We start from the raw sequence: 25,483 nt of genomic DNA on the forward strand, positions 1-25,483 counted from the left end.
ATTAAAAAGTGGGGGTTCTATGGATAAATTTAAATCAATGACAGAATTAGTAAAACAAACAAAAGAGAATGAAGATTGGGAAATAGTTAGTAATGATTTAAGAAGTAATGTGACTATATTAGCTATACATGGAGGCGGTATTGAACCCGCAACTACTGAATTAGCATGTGTTATAGCTGAGCAAGGACAATATAACTATTTTGCTTTTAATGGTATAAGAAGCAAAGGAAACAATGAGTTGCATGTAACTTCTATCAATTACGATAATGAAACAGCTATGAACCTTGTGAATGATAGTGACATAGCAGTAACAATACATGGTTGCTCTGGTGATGAAAGCGTTGCATATATAGGTGGAAAAGATATAGAACTTAAAGAGGCCATAGGGAGTGGTTTAGCTAACATCGGTATAGATGTTCAAGCTGCACCAAGTAATATGGCTGGTGCTCAAGATAACAATATTGTTAATCGCACTACAAAAGGTGCAGGTGTTCAAATTGAACTTTCTTCAAAATTAAGAAAATCTTTATTTAAAAATAGGAAAAGTAATTTTAAAAGTAGACAAGATCAATCAAATTGGGATGATTTAATGTACGAAATAGCTAAAGCAATTAATAAAGCGATTGAAAGTCTAAATTAAATAAGTTATTTAGAAATAAGAGTGCTAAAATAAATATGAATATAATTTATAGAGGTGAATGAATAATGCAAGATACTTTAATGAGTATACAAATTGTCCCAAAAACACCAAACAATGAGGATGTTATTCCGTATGTTGATGAAGCTATTAAAATTATAGAAGAATCTGGTTTGCATTTTAGAGTGGGGCCACTTGAAACGACAGTTCAAGGAGATATGAGTGAATGTTTAATTTTAATTCAAAAATTAAATGAAAGAATGGTTGAATTAGAATGTCCAAGTATTATTAGCCAAGTGAAGTTTTATCATGTACCAGAAGGCATTTCAATTGAAACATTAACTGGCAAATACGACGAAGCTTAATAAAAGTTTATCGAAACTAAGGCATATTAAATGCCTTGGTTTTTTTATTTTTAGAAATTTTTAGTAGCAATACTAAAAAAGTATGTAATTAATCTTTCATAAACTTTACTATTTTATGAATTCTTTTGAACTCTTTTTGCACTTTATGGTTAATTTTAATATAATGTACTAATGATATTAGGGCATATAGAAAGGATATTGTAAAGTGAACGAAGAACAAAGAAAAGCTGGTACGATAAATATATTAGATGAACGTGAGAAAAAAGCTGAAAAAGATTATAGTAAATATTTTGAACATGTTTATCAGCCACCTAGTCTTAAAGAAGCTCGTAAACGTGGGAAACAGGATATAAATTATAATCGCGACTTTCATATAGAAGAGAAATATAAAGGAATGGGTAAAGGACGTACATTCCTTATTAAAACATATGGCTGTCAAATGAATGCGCATGATACTGAAGTAATGGCAGGTATTTTACAGGCATTAGACTATACTGCTACAGATGATATTAATGAAGCGGATGTCATTTTGATTAATACTTGTGCAATTCGTGAAAATGCAGAGAATAAAGTGTTTAGTGAAATCGGGAATTTAAAACACCTTAAAAAGAATAGACCAGAAGCTTTAATTGGTGTGTGTGGGTGTATGTCTCAAGAAGAGTCAGTAGTAAATAAGATTTTAAAATCTTATCAAAATGTAGATATGATTTTTGGAACTCATAATATCCATAAGTTACCTGAAATTCTTGAAGAAGCATATCTATCAAAAGCAATGGTAGTGGAAGTATGGTCTAAAGAAGGAGATGTCATTGAAAATCTCCCTAAAGTACGTGAAGGTAGCACAAAAGCATGGGTAAATATCATGTATGGCTGTGATAAATTCTGTACATATTGCATTGTTCCATTTACTAGAGGTAAAGAACGAAGCCGTCGTCCAGAAGATATTATTGAAGAAGTACGTGGTTTAGCACGTGATGGTTATAAAGAAATCACATTGTTAGGACAAAATGTTAACTCTTATGGTAAAGATATAAAAGAACTGAACTATGGTCTAGGAGATTTATTAGAAGATATTTCTAAAATAGATATTCCACGTGTTCGCTTTACTACGAGTCACCCTTGGGACTTTACTGATCGTATGATTGAAGTAATCGCTAAAGGTGGAAACATTGTTCCTCATATTCACTTACCAGTACAATCAGGTAATAATGCTGTGTTAAAAATTATGGGACGTAAGTACACACGTGAAAGTTATTTAGATTTAGTTTCTCGAATTAAACAAGCTATTCCAAATGTTGCACTAACTACAGATATTATTGTTGGTTACCCAAACGAAACAGAAGAGCAATTTGAAGAAACTTTATCATTATACGATGAAGTGAAATTCGAACATGCTTATACTTATTTATACTCACAAAGAGATGGTACACCTGCTGCTAAAATGAAAGATAACGTGCCTAATGAAGTTAAAAAAGATCGCTTACAGCGTCTGAATAAAAAAGTAGGACACTATTCAGAAGAGGCAATGAAACAGTACGATGGTCAAGTAGTGACAGTATTATGTGAAGGTACTAGTAAAAAAGACGATACTGTTTTAGCAGGATATACTGAAAAGAATAAATTAGTTAATTTTAAAGGTCCTAAAGAAGCAATTGGACAATTAGTAGATGTGAAAATTGAAGAAGCTAAACAATATTCATTAAATGGTACTTTCGTGCGTTTCAATGATAATGTATTGGTGACAAATTAACATGTATAGTAAAGAAGAAATATTAAAGCAAGCAGAGCAACTTTCGGGTAAAATTAGTGACTTAGATATCATTCAAACTTATCAAAATATTGAACAACAGATTCATGAAAATGCTACGATAAAAAATAAAATGAATCAATTAAAAAAACAGCAGAAACAATCTGTTAATTTTCAAAATTATGGTAAAACCCATGCTTATGAACAATCAGAAGATGAAATTCATAATTTGGAAAGTGAAATTAATAGGTTACCAATTGTTGAAGAATTTCGTTCTGCGCAATATGAAGCTAATGATTTTTTACAAATGATGATTAGCACGATGGAAAAAAGATTAAATGATTATAATAAAAAAGAACATAATGATTTATAAATGAGAAAGGAACTAAACTATGAACACTCGAAAACTTACACTCACTGCATTATTGATAGCCATCAATGTGGTGTTAAGCAGTATTATTGTTATCCCTTTAGGGCCAATTAAAGCAGCACCAGTTCAACATTTTATCAATGTACTATGTGCTGTATTTGTTGGACCATGGTATGGCTTAGCCCAAGCTTTAATTTCATCAATTATTAGAATTCTTTTTGGAACAGGAAGCTTCTTTGCGTTCCCTGGAAGTATGATTGGTGTATTATTAGCTAGTCTTTTCTATATGTATAGAAAACATATATTTATGGCTGCAGTAGGTGAAGTTATAGGTACAGGTATCATAGGTAGTTTAATGTGTATTCCTGTAGCATGGATGTTAGGTATGCAAAACTTTTTTGTTAAACCATTAATGCTTGCTTTTATTATCTCAAGTTTCATAGGTGCGATAATCAGCTATTTCTTACTTATAATGTTGAAAAAACGAGGCTTACTCGATAAATTTAAAAAATAATTGTCATAGATTTTTATTTAGTCAATTTAAAAAGATTATCATTTCAAATGTAGTTATTAGATGTCATAACCTCTTGTATCTTTCATTTTGGAATGGTAATTTTTTTATCTGAAAATATATTATTGAATAGAATATAAATTATAAAATAGAGTTTACCCGAAAACTTTCACTAGTAATGAGAACGAGCGTGTAATAATGAGTTATGTTAAAATAGATAAGTTAAAAGTACGTATAAAAATTAGAAATACTTTAGTTAGGTTGTGAAAATATGTCGAATACGACCCCAATGATGCAACAATATTTAAAAATTAAATCTCAATATCAAGATTGTTTATTGTTTTTTAGATTAGGCGATTTTTATGAAATGTTTTATGAAGATGCTAAAGAAGCTTCTAGAGTTTTAGAAATTACTTTAACTAAAAGAGATGCTAAAAAAGCTAATCCTATTCCAATGTGTGGTGTACCATATCATTCCGCTAATAGTTATATTGAAACGTTAATTAGTAATGGATACAAAGTAGCAATATGTGAACAAATGGAAGATCCAAAACAGACTAAAGGTATGGTAAAAAGAGAAGTAGTTCGAATAGTAACTCCTGGTACCGTAATGGAACAAGGGGGTATGGATGAAAATCAAAATAACTATATTCTTAGCTTTATTTTACAAGATAATAGTTATGCTTTAAGTTATTGTGATATTTCGACGGGAGAACTTAAAGCTACTCATTTCGACGATGAAGGTACATTGATAAATGAAATTATTACTATCAATCCAAATGAAATTGTAGTCAATCATGAAATAGATGAGGAATTAAAAAAACAAATTAGTTTAACGACTGAAACAATAACAGTTAGAAATGACATTTCTGATGCTACCTATGAAGTTAATCAACTAGATAATCAAAAAATGTATTTAGCAACCCAATTACTTTTAGATTACATCCACCATACTCAAAAAAGAGACTTGTCTCACATTGAAGAAGTTATTTCATATACGGCGATCGACTTTATGAAAATGGATTACTACGCTAAGAGAAATTTAGAATTAACAGAGAGTATTAGACTTAAATCGAAAAAAGGAACGCTATTATGGTTAATGGATGAAACTAAAACACCAATGGGTGCCCGTCGATTAAAACAATGGATTGATAGACCATTAATTCATAAAGATAAAATTGAAGAACGTTTAAATATAGTAGAATCATTTATTAATCATTTTATTGAGAGAGATACCTTAAGAGGTTATTTAAATCAAGTTTATGATATTGAAAGATTGGTAGGACGTGTAAGTTATGGAAATGTTAACGCTCGCGATTTAATTCAACTTAAACATTCTATTTCTGAAATTCCTAACATTAAGTTATTACTTGAAGAAATGGATAATACAACCTCTGAACAATTCAGTGCACTCGAACCTTTAGAAGATTTATTAAAAGTGCTTGAAGATAGTTTGATTGAAGAACCCCCGATTTCTGTCAAAGACGGTGGTATTTTTAAACAAGGCTTTAGTAAACAATTAGATGAATATCTTGAAGCTTCTAAAAATGGTAAAGATTGGTTAGCGCAATTACAAGCTAAAGAACGTGAACGTACTGGAATTAAGTCACTAAAAATTAGTTTCAATAAAGTATTTGGTTATTTTATAGAAATTACGCGTGCTAATCTTCAAGGCTTCGAGCCTACAGAATTTGGCTATCATCGTAAACAAACGCTATCTAATGCCGAACGTTTTATTACTGATGAACTTAAAGAAAAAGAAGATATTATTTTAGGCGCTGAAGATAAAGCAATCGAATTAGAATACCAATTATTTGTTAGATTAAGAGAACATATTAAAACGTATACTGAACGCTTACAACGACAAGCTAAAATTATTTCAGAACTTGATTGCTTGCAAAGTTTTGCCGAAATTGCTCAAAAATACAATTATGTTAAACCTGAATTTAGTGTAGATAAAACATTAAAACTTGAAAATTCTCGACATCCAGTAGTTGAGCGTGTAATGGACTATAATGACTATGTTCCAAATGACTGTCAGTTAGATAAAGATAATTTTATTTATTTAATAACAGGACCAAATATGTCTGGTAAGTCGACATATATGCGACAAGTAGCCATTATTAGTATTATGGCTCAAATGGGAGCATATGTACCTTGTGATGCTGCTGTGTTACCTATTTTCGATCAGATATTTACTAGAATTGGAGCTGCTGATGATTTAGTTTCGGGTAAAAGTACATTTATGGTAGAAATGTTAGAAGCTCAAAAAGCACTTACTTATGCTACAGAAGATAGTTTAATTATCTTTGATGAAATTGGTCGAGGTACTTCAACATATGACGGACTAGCATTAGCTCAAGCGATGATTGAATACGTTGCACAAACATCACACGCTAAAACTTTATTCTCAACGCACTATCATGAATTAACTACTTTAGAACAAGAATTGCCAAGCTTAAAAAATGTGCATGTTGCTGCTGAAGAGTATCAAGGAGAATTAATCTTCTTGCATAAAGTTAAAGATGGGGCAGTAGATGATAGTTATGGTATTCAAGTAGCTAAGTTAGCGAATCTGCCTGACTTAGTAATTGATCGCGCTCAAGTTATATTAAATAATTTTGAACAAAAAGACGACAATCAAATTGACTCAGCAACATTAAGTGAACCTTCCATCTCAGAGTTAAATATAGCGGAAGAACAAGAGACTGGTACAGATGAAAGAAACGAACTTGATTCATCAGTTTATTCGGAAAATGATACGGAAAAATCACACAATACTAAAAATAAAAATCAATTCGAACAAGCTAGTTTCGACTTATTTGAAGCTAATAAAGAAACTAGTGAAATTGAGGAACAAATCAAAAATCTTAATATATCAAATATGACACCTATTGATGCATTATTAAAATTAAGTGAATTACAAAATCAGTTAAGATAGAGGTGCTATTATGGGTAAAATTAAAGAATTGCAAACCTCTCTAGCTAATAAAATAGCTGCCGGAGAAGTAGTTGAGAGACCGAGCTCAGTTGTTAAAGAATTGCTTGAAAATGCCATTGATGCACAGTCAACAGAAATTAATATTGAAGTTGAACAATCAGGGATTTCTTCAATTCGCGTGGTAGATAATGGAACTGGAATAGAACAGGATGATTTAGAGTTAGTATTTCATAGACATGCTACGAGTAAGTTAGATGCTGATGAAGATTTATTTCATATCCGAACTTTGGGCTTTAGAGGAGAAGCATTGGCAAGTATTTCTTCTGTAGCTAAAGTCACTTTGAAAACTTGTACCGATAATGAAAATGGGCATGAAATATACGCTGAAAATGGAAAAATTATTAATCAAAAACCTGCTAAAGCGAAAAAAGGTACGGATATTAAAGTAGAATCATTATTTTATAATACGCCAGCTCGTTTGAAATATATTAAAAGTTTATATACAGAATTAGGTAAGATAACTGATATTGTGAACCGTATGGCTATGAGTCATCCAGACATTCGAATATCACTTATTTCTGATGGCAAAGTCTTACTTAAAACAAATGGTTCAGGAAAAACAAATGAAGTCATGGCAGAAATATATGGTATTAAGGTAGCTAAAGATTTAGTTCATATTTCCGGAGATACTAGTGATTATCATTTAGAAGGATTTGTAGCTAAACCAGAACATTCTAGAAGTAATAAACACTATATTTCAATTTTTATTAACGGTAGATATATTAAAAACTTTGTACTTAATAAGGCCATAGTAGAGGGTTATCATACACTTCTAACTATAGGTAGATATCCAATCTGTTATATCAATATTGAAATGGATCCAATTCTTGTAGATGTCAATGTGCATCCTACTAAATTAGAGGTTAGACTTTCTAAAGAAGAACAACTTTATAATTTAATTGTTGAAAAAATACGTAGTGCTTTTAAAGATAGAATTCTTATCCCTCAAAATGATTTAGATAAAGCACCTAAGAAAAATAAAGTACTACAATCGTTTGAACAACAGAAATTAGATTTTGAGAAAAAACAGAGAGAAAATGAAGAAGCTTTAAAACAAAATAACAATCGTCCTACTAATAACTGGAATGTTGATAATTTCGATAACGTAACTCATGCTAATGAGTATACAAGTGATAATGAGTCTATGGCTGATGAAGATACTGCTAATTTTGATACCTATAATAATAAACGATCAGATGACGTAGATTACTTCCAAATTCAGAAAGATATTTTAAATAGTTTGGATAGAGCAGAGAGTTCATTGAATGAAGAGAAAGAATATGTAGATTTAGATAATGAAGTGTTTAATCAAAATACTGATTTAGATACTGAGCCGCAAAACACTTTAAGTAATGCTAATGAAGAAAATGACATTAAAGGTACAGTGAGTAAAACACCATCTCGTCGCGTGCCTTATATGGAAGTTGTAGGACAAGTTCATGGTACTTATATTATTGCCCAAAATGAGAATGGCATGTTTATGATTGACCAACATGCTGCACAAGAACGTATTAAGTATGAATATTTTAGAGAAAAAATCGGAGAAGTAAGTAATGAAGTTCAAGATTTATTGATTCCTTTGACTTTCCATTTTTCAAAAGATGAACAAATGATTATTGACCAATATCAAGAAGAATTAGATAAAGTAGGTGTGCATTTAGAACACTTCGGCGGTCACGATTATATTGTGAATAGTTATCCAGTGTGGTTCCCTAAAGTAAAAGCGGAAGAAATTATTAAAGATATGATAGAATTGGTGCTAAATCATAAAAAAATAGATATTAAAAAAATGCGAGAAGATGCCGCGATTATGATGAGTTGTAAAAAATCCATAAAAGCGAATCATTATTTAAAAAATAATGAAATGGCTGACTTAATAGATCAATTACGTGAAGCAGAAGATCCATTCACATGTCCTCATGGCAGACCGATTATTATCAATTTCTCAAATTATGAATTAGAAAAATTATTTAAACGAGTAATGTAGAAAGGGATACGCTAAATGAAAAAGAACGTGTTACCGGCAATTCGTACTATGAAAGATTTAGAGAAGCTCACTAAAACAGACTATAAAGTGTGTGTGTTACTAGATATGCATATTGGACACTTAAAAAGTGTAATGGAATTACTTAAAAATCATAATATTGAAGCATTTATCCATATCGACTTAATTAAAGGCATGGCTCATGACGAATTTGCATGTGAGTACATTATTCAAACTTATAAGCCTAAAGGAATTGTTTCGACTAAAACTAAAGTGATTCAGAAAGCTAAGTCACTCAATACATTAACGATATTCAGAGTGTTTATTATAGATAGTCAGGCGATAAATAGAAGTATTCAACTTATTAAAAAAGTGCAACCTGATTTCGTTGAAGTGTTGCCAGGCGTCGCCCATAAAATTGTTAAAATAGTTGGCGAAGAAACTGCTTCAAAAGTGATAGCAGGAGGCTTAATTGAAGAAGACAAAGAAGTTCAAGAAGTGATTGATAGTGGTGCGAGTTATGTAACAACTAGCAATCGTGCACTATGGTAATCGAGAAACATACAATATTTTAGTAACAATTAAATTATTTTGATGCATAATTTTTCTAATTAAGCGCTTATAATCATGTGATATTTAATTAAATGATTATAAGCGTTTTTTAATACAAATGACTCACAATATTGCATTAAACACAAACTATTGAAAATGCTATAAGACAAAATAATTTAAAAAATTTTTTAAAAACAAATTTTACAGCTTTTAAATAAATCTATTATTTGTGACAATTTTTTTACAAAAGTATTGACAACGCTTACACCGATTATGTATGATTTAACCAAGTTAATATTTGATTAAGAGACGAAGAGATTTCTGCAATGCATATATCTAGTGCTTTTGTAGGAATCTTTTTGTCTTCATAGGAGGTAAAAACATGAATATATATTTAGCAGAGTTTTTAGGTACTGCTATCTTGATATTATTCGGTGGTGGCGTTTGTGCTAACGTAAATTTAAAACGTAGTGCCGGACAAGATTCTGACTGGATAGTTATCGCAGCTGGTTGGGGATTAGCAGTATCGATGGGTGCTTATGCAGTAGGGAAATTTTCAGGAGCGCATTTAAATCCTGCGTTAACCATTGCACTTGCGATGGACGGTAGTTTTAGTTGGGCACAAGTTCCTGGCTATATCATTTGTCAATTACTTGGTGGTATCTTTGGTGGGGTGTTAGTTTGGTTAATGTACTTACCTCATTGGAAAGCAACAGAAGATCAAGGTGCTAAACTTGGCGTATTTTCTACAGCACCTGCAATCAAGAACTATTTCGCAAACTTTTTAAGTGAAATCATTGGAACAGCTATCTTATGTTTAGCGATTATGTACATTGGTATAAATAAAATTGCTGACGGTATGAATCCATTAATCGTTGGGGCTTTAATCGTAGCGATTGGCTTAAGTTTAGGTGGTCCAACTGGATATGCAATTAACCCAGCACGTGACTTAGGTCCTAGAATTGCTCATGCCATTTTACCAATTGCTGGAAAAGGAAATTCAAATTGGGGTTACGCAATTGTTCCAGTTTTAGGCCCAATTGCTGGTGGTATGCTTGGCGCAACAATTTACAAAGTATGCTATCAAGGACAGTTCGATATTTCTTGTATAGTTGCTATCGTTGTTGTCATTGCTACTTTATTATTAGGTGTTGCACTTAATAAATCTAATAAATCAAATGATATTGAATCGATTTATTAAATTTAAATGAAATATAGCATTTTTATGATTAATTTTTTGGAAAAGTGTAATAAAGATAGTACACTTCCTTATTAACAAGATACTCAAGCTACATAATAGCACTTTTTCATTTATAGATTAGAAAGGGAGAATATTTATGGAAAAATACATCATGTCAATAGACCAAGGAACAACAAGCTCTAGAGCGATTTTATTCGATAAAGATGGGGATATTAAAGGCGTCGCTCAACGTGAATTTAAACAATACTTCCCTAAATCTGGTTGGGTAGAACACGATGCTAATGAAATTTGGACATCAGTATTAGCAGTTATGGCAGAAGTGCTAAATGAAAATGAAATAAATGCTGAACAAATTGAAGGTATCGGTATTACTAACCAACGTGAAACTACAGTCATCTGGGATAAAAATACTGGACGCCCTATCTATCACGCAATTGTATGGCAATCTCGTCAAACTCAATCTATTTGCCAAGAATTAAAAGATCAAGGACACGAAGATACATTCCGTAACAAAACAGGTTTATTACTAGATCCATATTTCGCAGGCACAAAAGTTAAATGGATTTTAGATAATGTAGATGGTGCTAGAGAAAAAGCTGAAAACGGCGATTTATTATTTGGTACTATCGATACTTGGTTAGTTTGGAAATTATCTGGTGGAGAAGCTCATATCACAGATTACACAAATGCAAGTCGTACATTAATGTACAATATTTATGATTTAAAATGGGACGACGAACTTTTAGAATTATTAGATGTTCCTAAAAACTTATTACCAGAAGTTAAAGAATCAAGTGAAGTTTATGCGCATACTAAAGACTATCACTTCTTTGGTCAAGAAGTTCCAATTGCTGGTATCGCTGGAGACCAACAAGCAGCATTATTCGGTCAAGCTTGTTTCGAACGTGGAGATGTGAAAAATACTTATGGTACTGGTGGTTTCATGTTAATGAATACCGGAGAAGAACCAGTTAAATCTGAAAGTGGTTTATTAACAACAATCGCTTATGGTCTTGATGGAAAAGTAAACTATGCATTAGAAGGTTCTATCTTTGTCTCAGGTTCTGCGATTCAATGGTTACGTGATGGTTTAAGAATCATTAACTCAGCACCACAATCAGAAAATTATGCTACACGTGTCGATTCAACTGATAATGTATATGTAGTACCTGCTTTTGTAGGTCTTGGTACACCATATTGGGACTCAGAAGCAAGAGGTGCAGTATTTGGCTTAAGCCGTGGTACTGAAAAAGAACACTTCATTCGCGCAACACTTGAATCATTATGCTATCAAACACGTGATGTAATGGAAGCAATGTCTAAAGACTCTGACATTGAAGTACAGACTTTACGTGTCGATGGTGGCGCTGTTAAAAACAATTTCATCATGCAATTCCAAGCAGATATCGTTAATATCGCTGTAGAACGTCCTGAAATTCAAGAGACTACAGCGCTAGGTGCTGCTTACTTAGCAGGTTTAGCAGTAGGCTTCTGGGACAGTAAAGATGAAATTGAAAACAGATGGCAATTAGAAACTGAATTTAAACCACAAATGTCTGAAGAACAAAGAACTAAGTTATATAAAGGTTGGAAGAAAGCAGTAGAAGCAACTCAGGTCTTTAAATTAGAAGATTAATCACTATTAATGGCTTAGTTTTGAAAGATGTGTTATGATAAACTTAAGTTAATATATTAATCGAGATTTGAGAGACCTGTTTCATGCAGTATGCTTCTGTATGGATAGGTCTCTCTTTTTTTAATTAAAAGTTGGAGGGGTATAAATTATGGCTTTGTCTACTTTAAATAGAGAAGTAATTAAAAAGAACTTACAAGATACTGAATATGACGTAGTTATTATCGGTGGCGGTATTACTGGTGCAGGTATTGCATTAGATGCTAGTCAACGTGGTATGAAAGTAGCTTTAGTTGAAATGCAAGACTTTGCGCAAGGTACTAGCTCACGCTCAACTAAACTTGTTCACGGTGGTTTACGTTACTTGAAACAAGCACAAATTAAAGTTGTAGCAGAAACAGGTAGAGAACGTGCAATCGTTTATGAAAATGGTCCACACGTAACTACACCTGAATGGATGTTATTACCAATGCATAAAGGTGGTACATTCGGTAAATTTACAACTAACTTAGGTTTAATGATGTACGACCGTTTAGCTCGTGTTAAAAAATATGAACGTAAAAAAATGTTGACTAAAAAACAAACATTAGATAAAGAACCATTAGTTAAAAAAGAGGGTTTAAAAGGTGGCGGTTATTACGTTGAATACCGTACTGATGATGCTCGTTTAACTATTGAAGTAATGAAACGTGCTGAAGAGAACGGGGCAGAAATTATTAACCACACTAAATCTACAAACTTCTTATACGACTCAAAATCAAAAGTAAATGGTATCGAAGTTCAAGATCAATTAACAGGCGATATCTACCAAATCAAGGCTAAAAAAGTAATCAACGCTTCAGGCCCATGGGTAGATGAAGTGAGAAGAAAAGACTATACACGTAATAATAAACAATTACGTTTAACTAAAGGTGTACACGTAGTTATCGACCAATCTAAATTCCCATTAGGCCAAGCAGTTTACTTTGATACTGAGAAAGATGGTCGTATGATTTTCGCTATTCCACGTGAAGGTAAAGCGTACGTAGGTACTACAGATACTTTCTACGATAACGATAAAGCGAAACCATTAACTACTCAAGAAGATAGAGATTATTTGATTGATGCGATCAATTACATGTTCCCAGATGTAGATGTTAAAGATGAAGATATTGAATCTACATGGGCTGGGGTAAGACCACTTATTTTAGAAGATGGTAAAGATCCTTCTGAAATTTCACGTAAAGATGAAATCTGGGAAGGTAAATCAGGTCTATTAACAATCGCTGGTGGTAAGTTAACTGGTTATCGTCACATGGCATTAGAAATTGTTGATTTATTAGCGAAACGCTTAAAACAAGAACACGGTTTGAAATTTGGTGAATGTGCTACTAAAAACACTCCAATTTCTGGCGGTGATGTAGGTGGCAGTAAAAACTTTGAAAAATACGTTGAACGTAAAGTTGAAGAAGGTAAAGCAATTGGCTTGAAAGAGGATGTTGCACGTCGCTTAGCTTCTAAATATGGTTCAAATATTGATAAATTATACAATATTGCTCAAATCGCAAAAGATAAAGATCTTAAATTACCATTAGAATTATATGTACAATTAGTTTATAGTGTACAAAATGAAATGGTTTATAAACCAACTGACTTCTTAGTACGTAGAACTGGTAAATTATACTTCAATATTAATGAAGTAAAACAATATAAAGATGCAATTATTGAAGAATTGGGTCAATTATTGAATTACACTCAAAGCCAAGTTAACGAATATACTAAAGAAGTTAATGTAGCTATTGAAGAAGCAACACATGGTAATGAACAATTAGCTGTAAAAAAATAATTGTTAACTAGCTTATAACACTTTTAATACTACTAACATATGGGTGTCTTACCAATATGTTAGTAGTATTTTCTTATATCCTAAAAAAATTAATACATAGTCCATTTAATATTTTGATTTTCAAAAAATTCATTTACTCACTATTAAAAAGTCACTCTCAATTTGATAACATTAAAAAGTAAAGGTATATTTAAAGGAATACTAAATCATTTTAATTTATAAAAGATTTGTTTTTCGTTGGGAGGCATATGCGTGGGTCAAAATTCTTATAAAATTACCGTTGAAGATGGTACAACATTAGAAGTTAAAGTAGATAAAGCAAAAATAGCTACCTTTGGCGTCGTTCATATTTTTCACGGGATGGCTGAGCATATGGATCGTTATGAGGCACTCGTTCAATCTTTAACTCAACAGGGATATGATGTTATTAGACATAATCATAGAGGCCATGGTATGGAAATAAATGAGGATGAACGTGGCCACTTTGATGATATGAATATAGTGGTGCAAGATGCGTATGAAATAGCTCAAACATTACATAGTGAAAAAAGGGACTTACCTTATATTGTTTTAGGTCATTCAATGGGTTCGATTATTGCTCGTTTATTTGTTGAAAAGTATCCTGATATGGCACAAGGATTAATATTAACAGGCACGGGTCTGTATCCTAAATGGAAAGGGATACCAGCAATGATTGGTCTAAAATTAATTACATTATTCTGTGGTAAACGCAATCGTTTAAAATGGGTAAATCAATTAGTTTATAAGTCTTTTAACAAAAAAATCGATCAACCAGAAACGCAAAGTGATTGGTTATCTTCTAGACGTGATGAGGTTGATAAGTTTGTTAAAGATGAATATACCGGTTTCTTAGTTTCAAATCAGCTCATTTATCAAACAGTTAAAAATATGATGAGAACTGCAAATGATGGTCAATTGAAAAAAATGAATTCGCAATTACCAATACTACTTATTTCAGGTAAAGAGGACCCATTTGGAGATTACGGTAAAGGCGTAAGAAATTTAGGGAAAAAATTTAAAGCAGCTGGAATTAAGCATATTACAGTTCAACTATACGCCCATAGACGTCATGAAATTTTATTTGAAGAAGATGAACAAATGATTTGGAATCATATGTTTGATTGGATTCAAAAACAAATATTAAATAAAAGTTAAAGTGAGGGATAATTTTGAGTGATTCTACCAAACCCTTTTTAGTTGTAATAGTGGGGCCAACTGCTTCAGGTAAAACTGAGCTAAGTATTGAATTAGCCAAACGCATCAATGGAGAAATCATCAGCGGAGATTCTATGCAAGTGTATCGACAAATGGACATTGGTACCGCTAAAGTAACTCAAGAAGAAATGGATGGCATACCTCATCATATGATAGATATATTGAATCCAGACGATACTTTTTCTGCTTATGATTTTAAAAAAAGAGCAGAAATATTAATCGATGAAATTACTGCTAAAGGCAAAACGCCAATTATAGCTGGGGGCACAGGACTATATATACAATCGTTAATTTATGACTATCCATTTGATGATGAAAGTGTATCTAAAGAAGTAGAGGCACAAGCCAATGCAAAAATGAGCGAATTAGAACAACTTGATAATCAAACCTTACATCAATATTTAGCTTCATTTGATCCTGAATCCGCAAAAGATATTCATCCCAATAATCGAAAAAGAGTCAATAGAGCGATAGAATACTACTTAAAAACGAAAAAACTTTTAAGTTCTCGCAAAAAAGTGCAACAATTTACAGAAAATTATGATACATTATTAATAGGGATTGAAATGTCGCGCAAAACATTATATTCAAGAATAAATAAACGTGTTGATATTATGTTGGGCCACGGATTATTTAATGAAGTGCAACAACTCGTTGAACAAGGTTTTGAATCTACTCAAAGTATGCAAGCAATTGGTTATAAAGAATTGGTTCCCGTAGTCAAAGGACAAATGGAATTAGAACCTGCCATTGAAACGTTGAAGCAACATTCTAGACAATATGCTAAGCGACAATTGACTTGGTTCAAAAATAAACTAAATGTTCAATGGTTTGATAGAGAGAGACTTACACTTCAAATGATGTTAGATGAGATTACAACCCAAATAAATAAAAGGAGTTCTAAACATGATTGCAAACCACAACATCCAAGATCAAGCACTAGAGAACTTTAAAGCAGAGAAAACTGAAATCACAGTCTTTTTCTTAAACGGATTTCAAATGAAAGGTGTTATCGAAGACTTCGATAAATACGTGATTAGCTTAGTATCTCAAGGCAAACACCATCTGATTTACAAACATGCGATCAGCACTTTCACTGTTGATGATGAAGCTTCTGAAGCAGAATCAGCAGTAGCGAGTGAAGAATAAGTTGTAATCAAAGTGCCAAGTTTAAAAGTTTTGTAGAGCGTAGACAGCGGTCTAGCATGACTTTCACTTGCTGAAAACTCATCATTTTAGCACTTTTGAACAAATAGAGGAAATGTTTGTAATAAGAAAAAGCTTCATATCAGACGGACATTAGAAAATAAATGTCTTCTGATATGAAGCTTCTTTTTGTTTTATAATAATTTTTCAATATCTTTTTCGATTTGAGCTGGCTTTTTCTGTGGTGAGAAACGGCTCACTACACGGCCATCGCGATCTACTAAGAACTTAGTAAAGTTCCATTTGATTTTTTCATTCAACATACCTTTAGCCGCATCAGTTAAGTAACGGAATAAAGGATGTTGATTGTCCCCTTTGACGTCTACTTTTTCATGAATAGGGAACGTTACGCCATAGTTAATTTTGCAGTTTTGGTTCGCTTCAGCGCCAGTACCTGGTTCTTGTCCACCAAATTGATTACAAGGGAAACCTAAAACAATAAAGCCTTGATCTTTATATTTCTCATATAAAGCTTGTAAGCCTTCAAATTGTGGCGTAAAACCACATTCACTTGCTGTATTTACAATTAGCATAACCTGACCTTTATAGTCAGCTAATTTATAATCTTCACCGTTAGATTTTTTTACTACAAAGTCATATATATTTTCCACAATATCACCCTTTCTTATCAACTTTAATTTAACATAATTTTAGAAGATAGTCTTAAGAAACACACTATGATAGAATATTTGAGAAACATTTTAGAAGGAGATGTATAACATGGCGCAGCAAACCACTCATGATACAAAGAAAAAATTAGAAACTGCTGTTTTAGTCGGTGTACATGCTCAAAACGATAATCAATTTAATTTTGAGTCAACAATGGAAGAATTAGAAGCATTATCATTAACTTGCCAACTAGATGTTAAAGGACAAATCACACAAAATAGAGAACAGGTTGATCATAAATATTATGTTGGTAAAGGTAAAATCGAAGAATTAAAAGCTTTTATAGAATTTCATGAAATAGATGTAGTAGTAACGAATGATGAATTAACTACTGCACAGTCGAAAACATTAAATGATAATTTGGGCATAAAAATTATCGATAGAACTCAATTAATTCTTGAAATCTTCGCGTTAAGAGCGCGTAGTAGAGAAGGTAAACTTCAAGTTGAGTTAGCACAATTAGATTATCTTTTACCACGATTACAGGGTCATGGAAAAAGCTTATCACGTTTAGGCGGCGGAATTGGTACAAGAGGTCCTGGTGAAACTAAGTTAGAAATGGATCGTCGTCATATCAGAACCCGTATGAATGAAATTAAGCATCAACTTCAAACAGTGGTAGAACATCGTGAACGTTATCGTAATAAACGAGAACAAAACCAAGTGTATCAAATCGCATTAATTGGTTATACAAATGCGGGTAAATCATCATGGTTCAATGTCTTAGCTGGTGAAACGACTTTTGAAAAAGATTTACTATTTGCGACATTAGATCCTAAAACAAGACAAATTCAAATTAATGATGGCTTTAATTTAATTATTTCAGATACTGTTGGATTTATTCAAAAATTACCAACTACGCTTATTGCTGCTTTTAAATCAACATTAGAAGAAGCAAAAGGTGCAGATTTATTATTACATGTCGTAGATGCAAGTCATCCTGAACACCGTGCACAATTTGATACTGTTAATCAATTAGTAAAAGATTTAGACATGGATCAAATTCCACAAGCAGTCATTTTCAATAAAAAAGATCAATGTAATAAAGAAGAAGATGCCCCTGTTTCAGAGGCGCCTTCAATATTTGTTTCTAGTCGAGCTGACGAAGATAAAGCGAAAGTGAAACAATTATTGTTTCAACAAATCAAAGCGTCATTAACGCATTATAAAGAGACGGTTCCTGCAGCTGATGCCGACAGATTATATTTCTTGAAACAACATACATTAATAGAAGAAATGGATTTTGACGCTGAAAAAGAAGAATACCTTATTGAAGGTTATAAAAAATAGTAAAAGGAAGTCATTAAGCATGTCAGATATTAAACAATTGGTTACTGAAGTAGAAGATACTTTGGCGCCATATTTTAAAGAAATAGAAGAAACTGCATATATTAATCAAGAAAAAGTGTTAAATGCATTTCATCATGTTAAAGCCACAGAAAGTGACTTAACGGGTAGTACAGGGTACGGTTACGATGATTTCGGACGTGATCATTTAGAAGAAATATACGCGCATACATTTAAAGCGGAAGATGCGATTGTCAGACCACAAATCATTTCAGGTACACATGCGATAACGTTAGCACTTCAAAGTACTCTTAAATATGGAGATGAACTCATTTATATTACAGGTAGCCCGTATGATACGTTATTAGAAGTGATAGGGGTTAACGGTAATGGTATTGAAAGTTTGAAAGAACATGGCGTAAGTTATAACGAAGTCGCTTTAAAGAACGGTCAAATCGATGTTGAGAGTGTTTTAAATACTATCTCAGAGAAAACGAAAGTGATAGCGATTCAACGTTCTAAAGGTTATGATCAACGTCCATCTATTCCAGTTGATGAAATTGAAGAGGCTATCAAATGTATTAAACAACACCACCCAAATATTATAGTCTTTGTCGACAATTGTTATGGTGAATTTGTCGAACGCCGTGAACCTATTGAAGTAGGGGCTGATTTAATCGCTGGATCATTAATTAAAAATCCTGGTGGTGGATTAGCTAAGATTGGTGGTTACATTGCTGGTAGAAAGGATTTAATCGAACGCTGTGGCTATCGCTTGACTGCTCCTGGTATTGGGAAAGAAGCGGGTGCGTCATTGAATTCACTACAAGAAATGTATCAAGGCTTCTTCCTTGCGCCTCATGTCGTAAGTCAAAGTTTAAAAGGCGCCTTATTTACTAGTCTACTTCTTGAAAAAATGAACATGAACACTGTACCTAAATATAATGAACAACGTACCGATTTGATTCAAACAGTTCAATTTGATACGAAAGAACAAATGATTGCGTTCTGTCAAAGTATTCAACATGCCTCACCAATTAATGCACATTTCAGTCCAGAACCTAGTTATATGCCGGGTTATGAAGATGATGTTATTATGGCAGCAGGTACTTTCGTTCAAGGTTCTTCTATTGAATTATCTGCAGATGGCCCGATTCGACCGCCATTTGAAGCTTATGTGCAAGGTGGACTAACATATGAACATGTGAAGATTGCCGTAACTAGAGCAGTGAGCCATTTGAAAGAACAGAATATGATTTAATAAAAATTCCTACTTTTTTAAGTAGGTTTTTTATTTTTTCTGAAAATGAAGATAAATTATAATGCGAAATTTAATAATTATATGAAGCAAATGCTTGATATAACAACATTTAAGGAGTATTTAAATTTTTATGTCAGAAAACCTAACATATTTTTGTAATGCGAATGAAACTATGCTAAATTATAGACAAGTTCAAAAGTAGAGGTGAGGTTATTGATGTCTAACGATAGAATAAGACGCAATATGGCCGTGTTCTCTATGAGTGTAGTTTGTAAATTAACCGACCTCACTGCTAGACAGATCCGCTACTATGAAACACATGAACTTGTAAAGCCCGAACGTACGGAAGGAAACAAACGATTGTTTTCTTTAAATGATTTGGAAAGACTTTTAGAAATTAAATCCTTAATTGAAAAAGGATTTAACCTGAAGGGAATTAAACAAATCATTACCGGTAATCAAGGGCATTTGTCACCCGATGAACAAGAGACTAGAAAGAGAATGATTGTAGACGCAACGCAAAAACCACATGGTGAAGCTTTGCCAATAAATCGTGGCGATTTATCGCGATTTATTAAATAAATATTTGGAGGATTTCTGTTATGCCAAAACGTACATTTAGTAAAGATGATATTCGTAAATTTGCAAAAGAAGAAAACGTTAGATATTTAAGATTACAATTCACTGATATCTTAGGTACAATCAAAAACGTTGAAGTACCAGTTAGCCAATTAGAAAAAGTTTTAGATAACGAAATGATGTTTGATGGATCATCAATCGAAGGTTTCGTACGTATCGAAGAATCAGATATGTACTTACACCCAGACTTAGATACTTGGGTAATCTTCCCATGGACTGTTGGTCAAGGTAAAGTAGCACGTTTAATCTGTGATGTTTACACGACTGATGGTGAACCATTCGCTGGTGACCCACGTACAAACTTAAAACGTGTCTTAAAAGAAATGGAAGATATGGGCTACACAGACTTTAACCTAGGGCCTGAACCAGAATTCTTCTTATTCAAATTAGATGAAAAAGGTGAACCAACATTAGAATTAAACGATAATGGTGGTTACTTCGATTTAGCACCAACTGACTTAGGTGAAAATTGCCGTCGTGATATCGTATTAGAACTTGAAGATATGGGATTCGATATCGAAGCAAGTCACCACGAAGTTGCGCCTGGTCAACATGAAATTGACTTCAAATATGCAGACGCAATTTCAGCATGTGACAACATCCAAACATTCAAATTAGTTGTTAAAACAATTGCTCGTAAACATAATTTACATGCAACATTTATGCCAAAACCATTATTTGGTGTTAACGGAAGCGGAATGCACTTCAACGTTTCATTATTCAAAGGTAAAGAAAATGCATTCTACGATCCAAATGGCGAAATGCAATTAACTGACGATGCATATCACTTCACTGCAGGTATCTTAAACAACGCACGTGGATTCACTGCTGTATGTAACCCATTAGTAAACTCTTACAAACGTTTAGTACCAGGTTACGAAGCACCATGTTATATCGCATGGAGTGGTAAAAACCGTTCACCATTAGTACGTGTACCTTCTTCAAGAGGATTATCAACTCGTATTGAAGTACGTTCAGTTGACCCAGCTGCTAACCCATACATGGCATTAGCAACAATCTTACAAGCTGGATTAGATGGTATTAAAAACAAAACTAAAGTACCAGAACCAGTAAACCAAAATATTTATGAAATGAATCGTGAAGAACGCGAAGCTGTAGGCATTCAAGATCTTCCATCAACATTATACACAGCGCTAAAAGCTATGCGTGAAAACGACACAGTTAAAAAAGCGTTAGGTAACCACATTTACAATCAATTCATCAATTCTAAATCAATTGAGTGGGACTATTACAGAACTCAAGTGTCTGAATGGGAACGCGAACAATATATGAAACAATATTAATCGCTAAGCAAATCGGGGAAAGACTTAGGGAAATAAGGAGTTAAGGCATTTTGCCTTAGCTCTTTTTTGTTTTTAGTTGGGTAATTGAATGAGAAAAATAAGTATAATTTTGAAGAAATGGGCAACTATTTTAAAATTCATTAAAAACAGGGCTAACTTTAAAATTAGCCCTGTTTTTCAATATCAAATTAACTCTAATAACTTATCTACGTTTTCTTCAGTAGTAGCCCAACTTGTCGCAAATCTAACGACACGATGGTTATCATCATATTTTTCCCACACTGCGAATTTCACTTTTTGTTGTAATTCTTTAATCTTATCTTCACTTAAAACAAAAAATTGTTGGTTGGTAGGTGAGTCGAAATATACTTGATAGCCTTTTTCGATAAATCCTTTTTTCATCTTGTTAGCCATGTTAATCGCATGACGGCTAATGTCAAAGTATAAATTATTAGTAAATAATTCTAAGAACTGGACACCGACTAAACGACCTTTAGCTAATAAAGCACCATGTTGTTTAATACGTGTTGTGAAGTGTTTCGGTTCGTTATTATTTGTGAAGACAATTGCTTCGCCACATAAGGCACCGATTTTTGTACCGCCGATATAAAATATATCACAATACTTCGCAATATCTTCAATAGTTAAATCACTTTGATCACTCATCAATCCGTAACCTAATCTAGCGCCATCCATGAATAATGGTACTTTATGTTCTTTACAAACAGCAGCTAGATTTTTTAATTCTTCTTTACTATATAACGTTCCATATTCAGTTGGATGAGAAATATATACCATGCCAGGAAATACCATATGTTCACGTTTAAAATCACTATAGAACGTATCTAAATAAGCATTAACTTTTTTAGGTGTGATTTTCCCTTCATGAGAAGGAATAGCTAAGACTTTGTGACCGCTAAATTCTATTGCGCCACCTTCATGTACTGCGACATGTCCTGTGTCGGCTGAAATGACACCTTCATACGATTCTAAAACGGAATTAATTACAACTTGATTGGTTTGTGTACCGCCTACTAAGAAACGTACGGTTGCTTCAGGACATTTAATAGTAGCTTTAATTTGTTCAGCTGCTTTTTTGGAAAATTGATCATCCCCATAGCCACTTGCTTGTATTAAATTCGTATCGAGTAGTCTTTGTAACACTTTTTCATGTGCGCCTTCTAGGTAGTCATTTTCAAAAGAAATCATATATTTCCCTCCATGGAATTAATTAACACAAATTATTATATTATTCTGAAAATTTAAAAGAATGTCTTTAGTATACCTTAAATCACTCGTGATGTGAATTTAATATTAAAAAAATATAATTGTAAGCGTTTTAACTAATATATTTAAATTTAGTTGCTAAACGTATATAAAAAGACTATGATTTAAACAAACAGAAAAGAGGAGTGTTAGATAGATGAATAAGATTAAATTCAAAAAGATTAAAGAAAAAACATTAGAAGGTTTAGAAGCTAAAGTTAATGAGTTTTTAGCTAGTAAGGAAGGTAGTCAATTTAAGCTTTTAAATGCTTCAATTGAAAGAGTAGAAGAACAAAAGTTTCCACATAACGAAGAAGTTTTAAGTGCTACATTAATTTTAGCGCACCAATAATTTTAAGCATTAATATCGGGTTAATAGGAGTAAATGTTATGAAATATATATTTGGTCCAGATTTAGGGACTGTATTTACAATTATATTAGCTTTAGGGTTTATTATTAATTTAGTATTAGCTTTTATAATTATATTTTTAGAAAGAAATCGACGCAGCGCAACATCGACATGGGCCTGGTTATTTGTATTATTCGTTTTGCCTTTAATAGGCTTTATTCTATATCTATTCTTTGGTAGAACAGTATCTAAACGTAAAATGGAGAAAAACAACGGTAAAGAATTGGATACCTTCAAAGATGTCATTAAGCAACAAGTTGAAGCATTAGACGCTAATAATTATCAAACGAATAATAATGAAGTTAAAAAACATCGTGATATGATTAGAATGCTATTAATGAAACAAGATGCCTTTTTAACTGAAGATAATAAAGTAGATTTATTTATAGATGGTCATCAACTTTACGACAAAGTAATTGAAGATATCTATAATGCGAAAGACTACATACATTTAGAATATTATACTTTCGAACTAGACGGGCTAGGGCATCGAATTATTGATGCACTAGAAACAAAGCTTAAAGAAGGCTTAGAAGTAAAAATCTTATATGACGATGTAGGCTCTAAAAAAGTAAGAATGTCTAAATTTAAACATTTTAAGTCATTAGGTGGGGAGGTAGAAGCTTTCTTTGCCTCTAAATTTCCACTTATCAACTTTAGAATGAATAACCGTAATCATCGCAAAATTATTGTTATTGATGGCCAAGTTGGTTACATTGGTGGTTTTAACATTGGTGACGATTATTTGGGATTAGGGAAATTAGGGTACTGGCGTGATACGCATATTCGTGTTGAAGGTGATGTGGTCGATGCTTTACAAATGCGTTTTATTCTCGACTGGAACTCTCAAGCCCATCGTCCTCAATTTGAATATGATGATAAGTATTTCCCACCGAAGAAAGCGCAACATCATGGCAATTCGGCAATTCAAATTGCTTCTAGCGGACCAGCTTATGAGCTTCATCAAATTGAATATGGTTACACGAAGATGATTATGAGTGCTAAGCAATCGGTTTATTTACAAAGTCCATACTTTATTCCAGATCGTTCTTATATAAACGCTTTGAAAATGGCTGCTAACGCCGGCGTGGACGTGCACTTAATGATTCCAAGTAAACCTGACCATCCTTTCGTATACTGGGCTACATTTTCAAATGCAGCAGATTTAATTGAAAGTGGTGTCAAAGTTTATATGTATGAAAATGGCTTTATCCATTCAAAAGTCGCTATGATTGATGGAGAAGTCAGCAGTGTGGGGTCAGCAAATATGGACTACCGAAGCTTTGCTTTAAACTTTGAAGTCAATGCATTTATCTATGACAAAGATATCGCGCAACAACTTAAAACAGCATTTGAAGAAGATGTTAAAAAATCTAAACAACTAACAAAAGAAGAATATGACAAACGATCACTATCTATAAAAATAAAAGAAGATATAGCTAAATTAGTATCGCCAATTCTATAGAATTTAATGACTCACTAAGACTAAATTTTAGTTTTAGTGAGTTTTTTTAGAAGGATGGATTTAATTATTTTTTGCCTTTTCCGCTTCTAATTGATCTACGTGAGTCGCTAATAAACGCAAAACTTGTGCTACTTTGTCTGGTGGTGTTTCATTAGCTAATGTGTGTTCAAATATATTGCCATTTTGCGTTTGCACTCTATAAATAAGTCCATGTGTATCGATAATAATATCAAGAATTTCCATTGTTTCCACCTCTTTACTTTAGTATTTAATATGAGGTTTCTTTTTGATTATCGTCTTAATATTTCTATAAAGGATAAATTATATAGTTATTCCTTATATCTACCACACTGACTTTAAATTAATCTTAAATATTAAAAATAAGGGAGTGGGACAGAAATTAAATAAATTTTGTCGTCCAACCCCAGCTTGCTTTATTAGTGGAATTTCTTAATGACATTCTCTGTGCTGGGGCCCCGCTCCCCGGCAAGGGTGACTAGATTTGAAAAAAGCTTGATTTAAGCGCATTTTCAAACCAGTCAGTCTTTGCCAATATATTAGCAAAGGCTGAGACATTTTAATTTGTCTCAGCCTCTTATTTGTTTTTACGTTTTTTAATAAAGGATTGAATAATATAAATAATAAAACCGACTAAAACGCCTAATAATACGGCTACTACTACTGATACAATGATTGGAAGTTTATAAACAATTTGAAGAATAACACCAATGATGATGGCGATTACGACAGTTATAGTAGTCAGTAAATTTTCATTACGTTCGTTCATGTGTTTCACTCCTAACGCATTACATTATAGCATGATTTTAATTGTTTCTTCATTTTCAGGAAAAATAAAAAAACGATTTATATAAATAAAAGTAAATATTTAATTGACGATTAAATTTGAATTATAT

At 32.6% G+C, this 25,483-nt stretch carries 24 protein-coding genes; 20 read left to right on the top strand and 4 right to left on the bottom strand.

Annotated elements, in window-relative coordinates; all coding sequences use genetic code 11:
• Nucleotides 1-19 precede the first annotated feature (19 nt).
• The 14 genes from E2558_RS03205 to hfq all read left to right on the top strand — a co-directional run bounded on the left by E2558_RS03205 (nt 20) and on the right by hfq (nt 16,211).
• On the top strand, nt 20-640 hold the full coding sequence (locus tag E2558_RS03205) for a poly-gamma-glutamate hydrolase family protein (protein ID WP_126566696.1): 621 nt from the start codon (nt 20-22) through the stop codon (nt 638-640).
• Between the two features lie 65 nt (nt 641-705).
• Nucleotides 706-1,002: a thiamine-binding protein gene (locus E2558_RS03210; protein ID WP_126566698.1), complete on the top strand. Its 297-nt coding sequence runs from the start codon at nt 706-708 to the stop codon at nt 1,000-1,002.
• A gap of 205 nt (nt 1,003-1,207) precedes the next feature.
• Complete coding sequence (miaB, locus tag E2558_RS03215) at nt 1,208-2,752, top strand: tRNA (N6-isopentenyl adenosine(37)-C2)-methylthiotransferase MiaB (protein WP_126566701.1); 1,545 nt, start codon at nt 1,208-1,210, stop codon at nt 2,750-2,752.
• A gap of 1 nt (nt 2,753) precedes the next feature.
• A complete protein-coding gene (locus E2558_RS03220; RefSeq protein ID WP_126566703.1) occupies nt 2,754-3,122 on the top strand; it encodes a YlbF/YmcA family competence regulator in 369 nt (122 codons plus the stop codon).
• A gap of 19 nt (nt 3,123-3,141) precedes the next feature.
• Complete coding sequence (gene thiW, locus E2558_RS03225) at nt 3,142-3,633, top strand: energy coupling factor transporter S component ThiW (protein ID WP_103328787.1); 492 nt, start codon at nt 3,142-3,144, stop codon at nt 3,631-3,633.
• A gap of 268 nt (nt 3,634-3,901) precedes the next feature.
• Nucleotides 3,902-6,571 (top strand): DNA mismatch repair protein MutS, encoded by a 2,670-nt coding sequence (mutS, locus tag E2558_RS03230; RefSeq protein WP_126566705.1) that lies wholly within the window; start codon nt 3,902-3,904, stop codon nt 6,569-6,571.
• Nucleotides 6,572-6,581: 10 nt separating this feature from the next.
• Nucleotides 6,582-8,618, top strand: a complete 2,037-nt coding sequence (mutL, locus tag E2558_RS03235) for a DNA mismatch repair endonuclease MutL (RefSeq protein ID WP_126566708.1) — start codon at nt 6,582-6,584, stop codon at nt 8,616-8,618.
• Between the two features lie 15 nt (nt 8,619-8,633).
• Nucleotides 8,634-9,167, top strand: coding sequence for a glycerol-3-phosphate responsive antiterminator (locus E2558_RS03240; RefSeq protein ID WP_126566710.1), 534 nt, complete (start codon nt 8,634-8,636; stop codon nt 9,165-9,167).
• Nucleotides 9,168-9,549: 382 nt separating this feature from the next.
• Nucleotides 9,550-10,368, top strand: coding sequence for an MIP/aquaporin family protein (locus E2558_RS03245; RefSeq protein ID WP_126566713.1), 819 nt, complete (start codon nt 9,550-9,552; stop codon nt 10,366-10,368).
• A gap of 136 nt (nt 10,369-10,504) precedes the next feature.
• Nucleotides 10,505-12,004 carry a glycerol kinase GlpK gene (gene glpK, locus E2558_RS03250; RefSeq protein WP_126566715.1) on the top strand — a complete coding sequence of 500 codons (1,500 nt, stop codon included), beginning with the start codon at nt 10,505-10,507 and terminating at the stop codon, nt 12,002-12,004.
• A gap of 148 nt (nt 12,005-12,152) precedes the next feature.
• Nucleotides 12,153-13,826, top strand: coding sequence for a glycerol-3-phosphate dehydrogenase/oxidase (locus tag E2558_RS03255; RefSeq protein ID WP_126566718.1), 1,674 nt, complete (start codon nt 12,153-12,155; stop codon nt 13,824-13,826).
• Between the two features lie 252 nt (nt 13,827-14,078).
• A complete protein-coding gene (locus E2558_RS03260; protein WP_126566721.1) occupies nt 14,079-15,002 on the top strand; it encodes an alpha/beta hydrolase in 924 nt (307 codons plus the stop codon).
• A 14-nt stretch (nt 15,003-15,016) separates the two neighbouring features.
• Nucleotides 15,017-16,015, top strand: coding sequence for a tRNA (adenosine(37)-N6)-dimethylallyltransferase MiaA (gene miaA, locus E2558_RS03265; RefSeq protein WP_126566723.1), 999 nt, complete (start codon nt 15,017-15,019; stop codon nt 16,013-16,015).
• Nucleotides 15,969-16,211, top strand: coding sequence for an RNA chaperone Hfq (gene hfq / locus E2558_RS03270; RefSeq protein WP_126566725.1), 243 nt, complete (start codon nt 15,969-15,971; stop codon nt 16,209-16,211). The genes miaA and hfq overlap by 47 nt, the downstream gene beginning before the upstream one ends.
• Nucleotides 16,212-16,402: 191 nt before the next feature.
• Here hfq and E2558_RS03275 read toward each other — a convergent pair whose 3' ends face one another.
• The gene (locus E2558_RS03275) at nt 16,403-16,879 is read right to left on the bottom strand and encodes a glutathione peroxidase (protein ID WP_126566727.1); all 477 of its coding nucleotides are present in this window, start codon (nt 16,877-16,879) and stop codon (nt 16,403-16,405) included.
• 109 nt (nt 16,880-16,988) lie between these two features.
• Here E2558_RS03275 and hflX point away from each other — a divergent pair, with 109 nt between their 5' ends.
• From hflX to glnA, 4 genes are all read left to right on the top strand, one after another.
• On the top strand, nt 16,989-18,227 hold the full coding sequence (gene hflX / locus E2558_RS03280) for a GTPase HflX (protein ID WP_126566729.1): 1,239 nt from the start codon (nt 16,989-16,991) through the stop codon (nt 18,225-18,227).
• Between the two features lie 19 nt (nt 18,228-18,246).
• Complete coding sequence (locus E2558_RS03285) at nt 18,247-19,485, top strand: methionine gamma-lyase family protein (protein WP_126566731.1); 1,239 nt, start codon at nt 18,247-18,249, stop codon at nt 19,483-19,485.
• Nucleotides 19,486-19,698: 213 nt separating this feature from the next.
• Nucleotides 19,699-20,067: a MerR family transcriptional regulator gene (locus tag E2558_RS03290; RefSeq protein WP_186805176.1), complete on the top strand. Its 369-nt coding sequence runs from the start codon at nt 19,699-19,701 to the stop codon at nt 20,065-20,067.
• Between the two features lie 20 nt (nt 20,068-20,087).
• Entirely contained in the window at nt 20,088-21,428 is a 1,341-nt protein-coding gene (glnA, locus tag E2558_RS03295; RefSeq protein WP_126566736.1) for a type I glutamate--ammonia ligase, read from the top strand.
• A 183-nt stretch (nt 21,429-21,611) separates the two neighbouring features.
• On the opposite strand, the gene E2558_RS03300 is transcribed toward glnA, so the two are convergent.
• Nucleotides 21,612-22,637, bottom strand: a complete 1,026-nt coding sequence (locus E2558_RS03300) for a threonine aldolase family protein (RefSeq protein WP_126566738.1) — start codon at nt 22,635-22,637, stop codon at nt 21,612-21,614.
• Nucleotides 22,638-22,851: 214 nt separating this feature from the next.
• Here E2558_RS03300 and E2558_RS03305 point away from each other — a divergent pair, with 214 nt between their 5' ends.
• Both E2558_RS03305 and cls read left to right on the top strand, forming a co-directional pair.
• Nucleotides 22,852-23,046: a hypothetical protein gene (locus tag E2558_RS03305; RefSeq protein WP_126566740.1), complete on the top strand. Its 195-nt coding sequence runs from the start codon at nt 22,852-22,854 to the stop codon at nt 23,044-23,046.
• A gap of 38 nt (nt 23,047-23,084) precedes the next feature.
• Nucleotides 23,085-24,569: a cardiolipin synthase gene (cls, locus tag E2558_RS03310; RefSeq protein ID WP_126566742.1), complete on the top strand. Its 1,485-nt coding sequence runs from the start codon at nt 23,085-23,087 to the stop codon at nt 24,567-24,569.
• A 60-nt stretch (nt 24,570-24,629) separates the two neighbouring features.
• Here cls and E2558_RS03315 read toward each other — a convergent pair whose 3' ends face one another.
• Together E2558_RS03315 and E2558_RS03320 are read right to left on the bottom strand one after the other, a co-directional pair.
• Nucleotides 24,630-24,812 (bottom strand): hypothetical protein, encoded by a 183-nt coding sequence (locus E2558_RS03315; protein ID WP_126566745.1) that lies wholly within the window; start codon nt 24,810-24,812, stop codon nt 24,630-24,632.
• A 352-nt stretch (nt 24,813-25,164) separates the two neighbouring features.
• Nucleotides 25,165-25,356: a LapA family protein gene (locus tag E2558_RS03320; RefSeq protein WP_126566747.1), complete on the bottom strand. Its 192-nt coding sequence runs from the start codon at nt 25,354-25,356 to the stop codon at nt 25,165-25,167.
• Nucleotides 25,357-25,483 lie beyond the last annotated feature (127 nt).

Origin of the sequence: Staphylococcus pragensis (assembly GCF_004785665.1) — a bacterium.
Classification (GTDB): Bacteria; Bacillota; Bacilli; order Staphylococcales; family Staphylococcaceae; genus Staphylococcus; species Staphylococcus pragensis.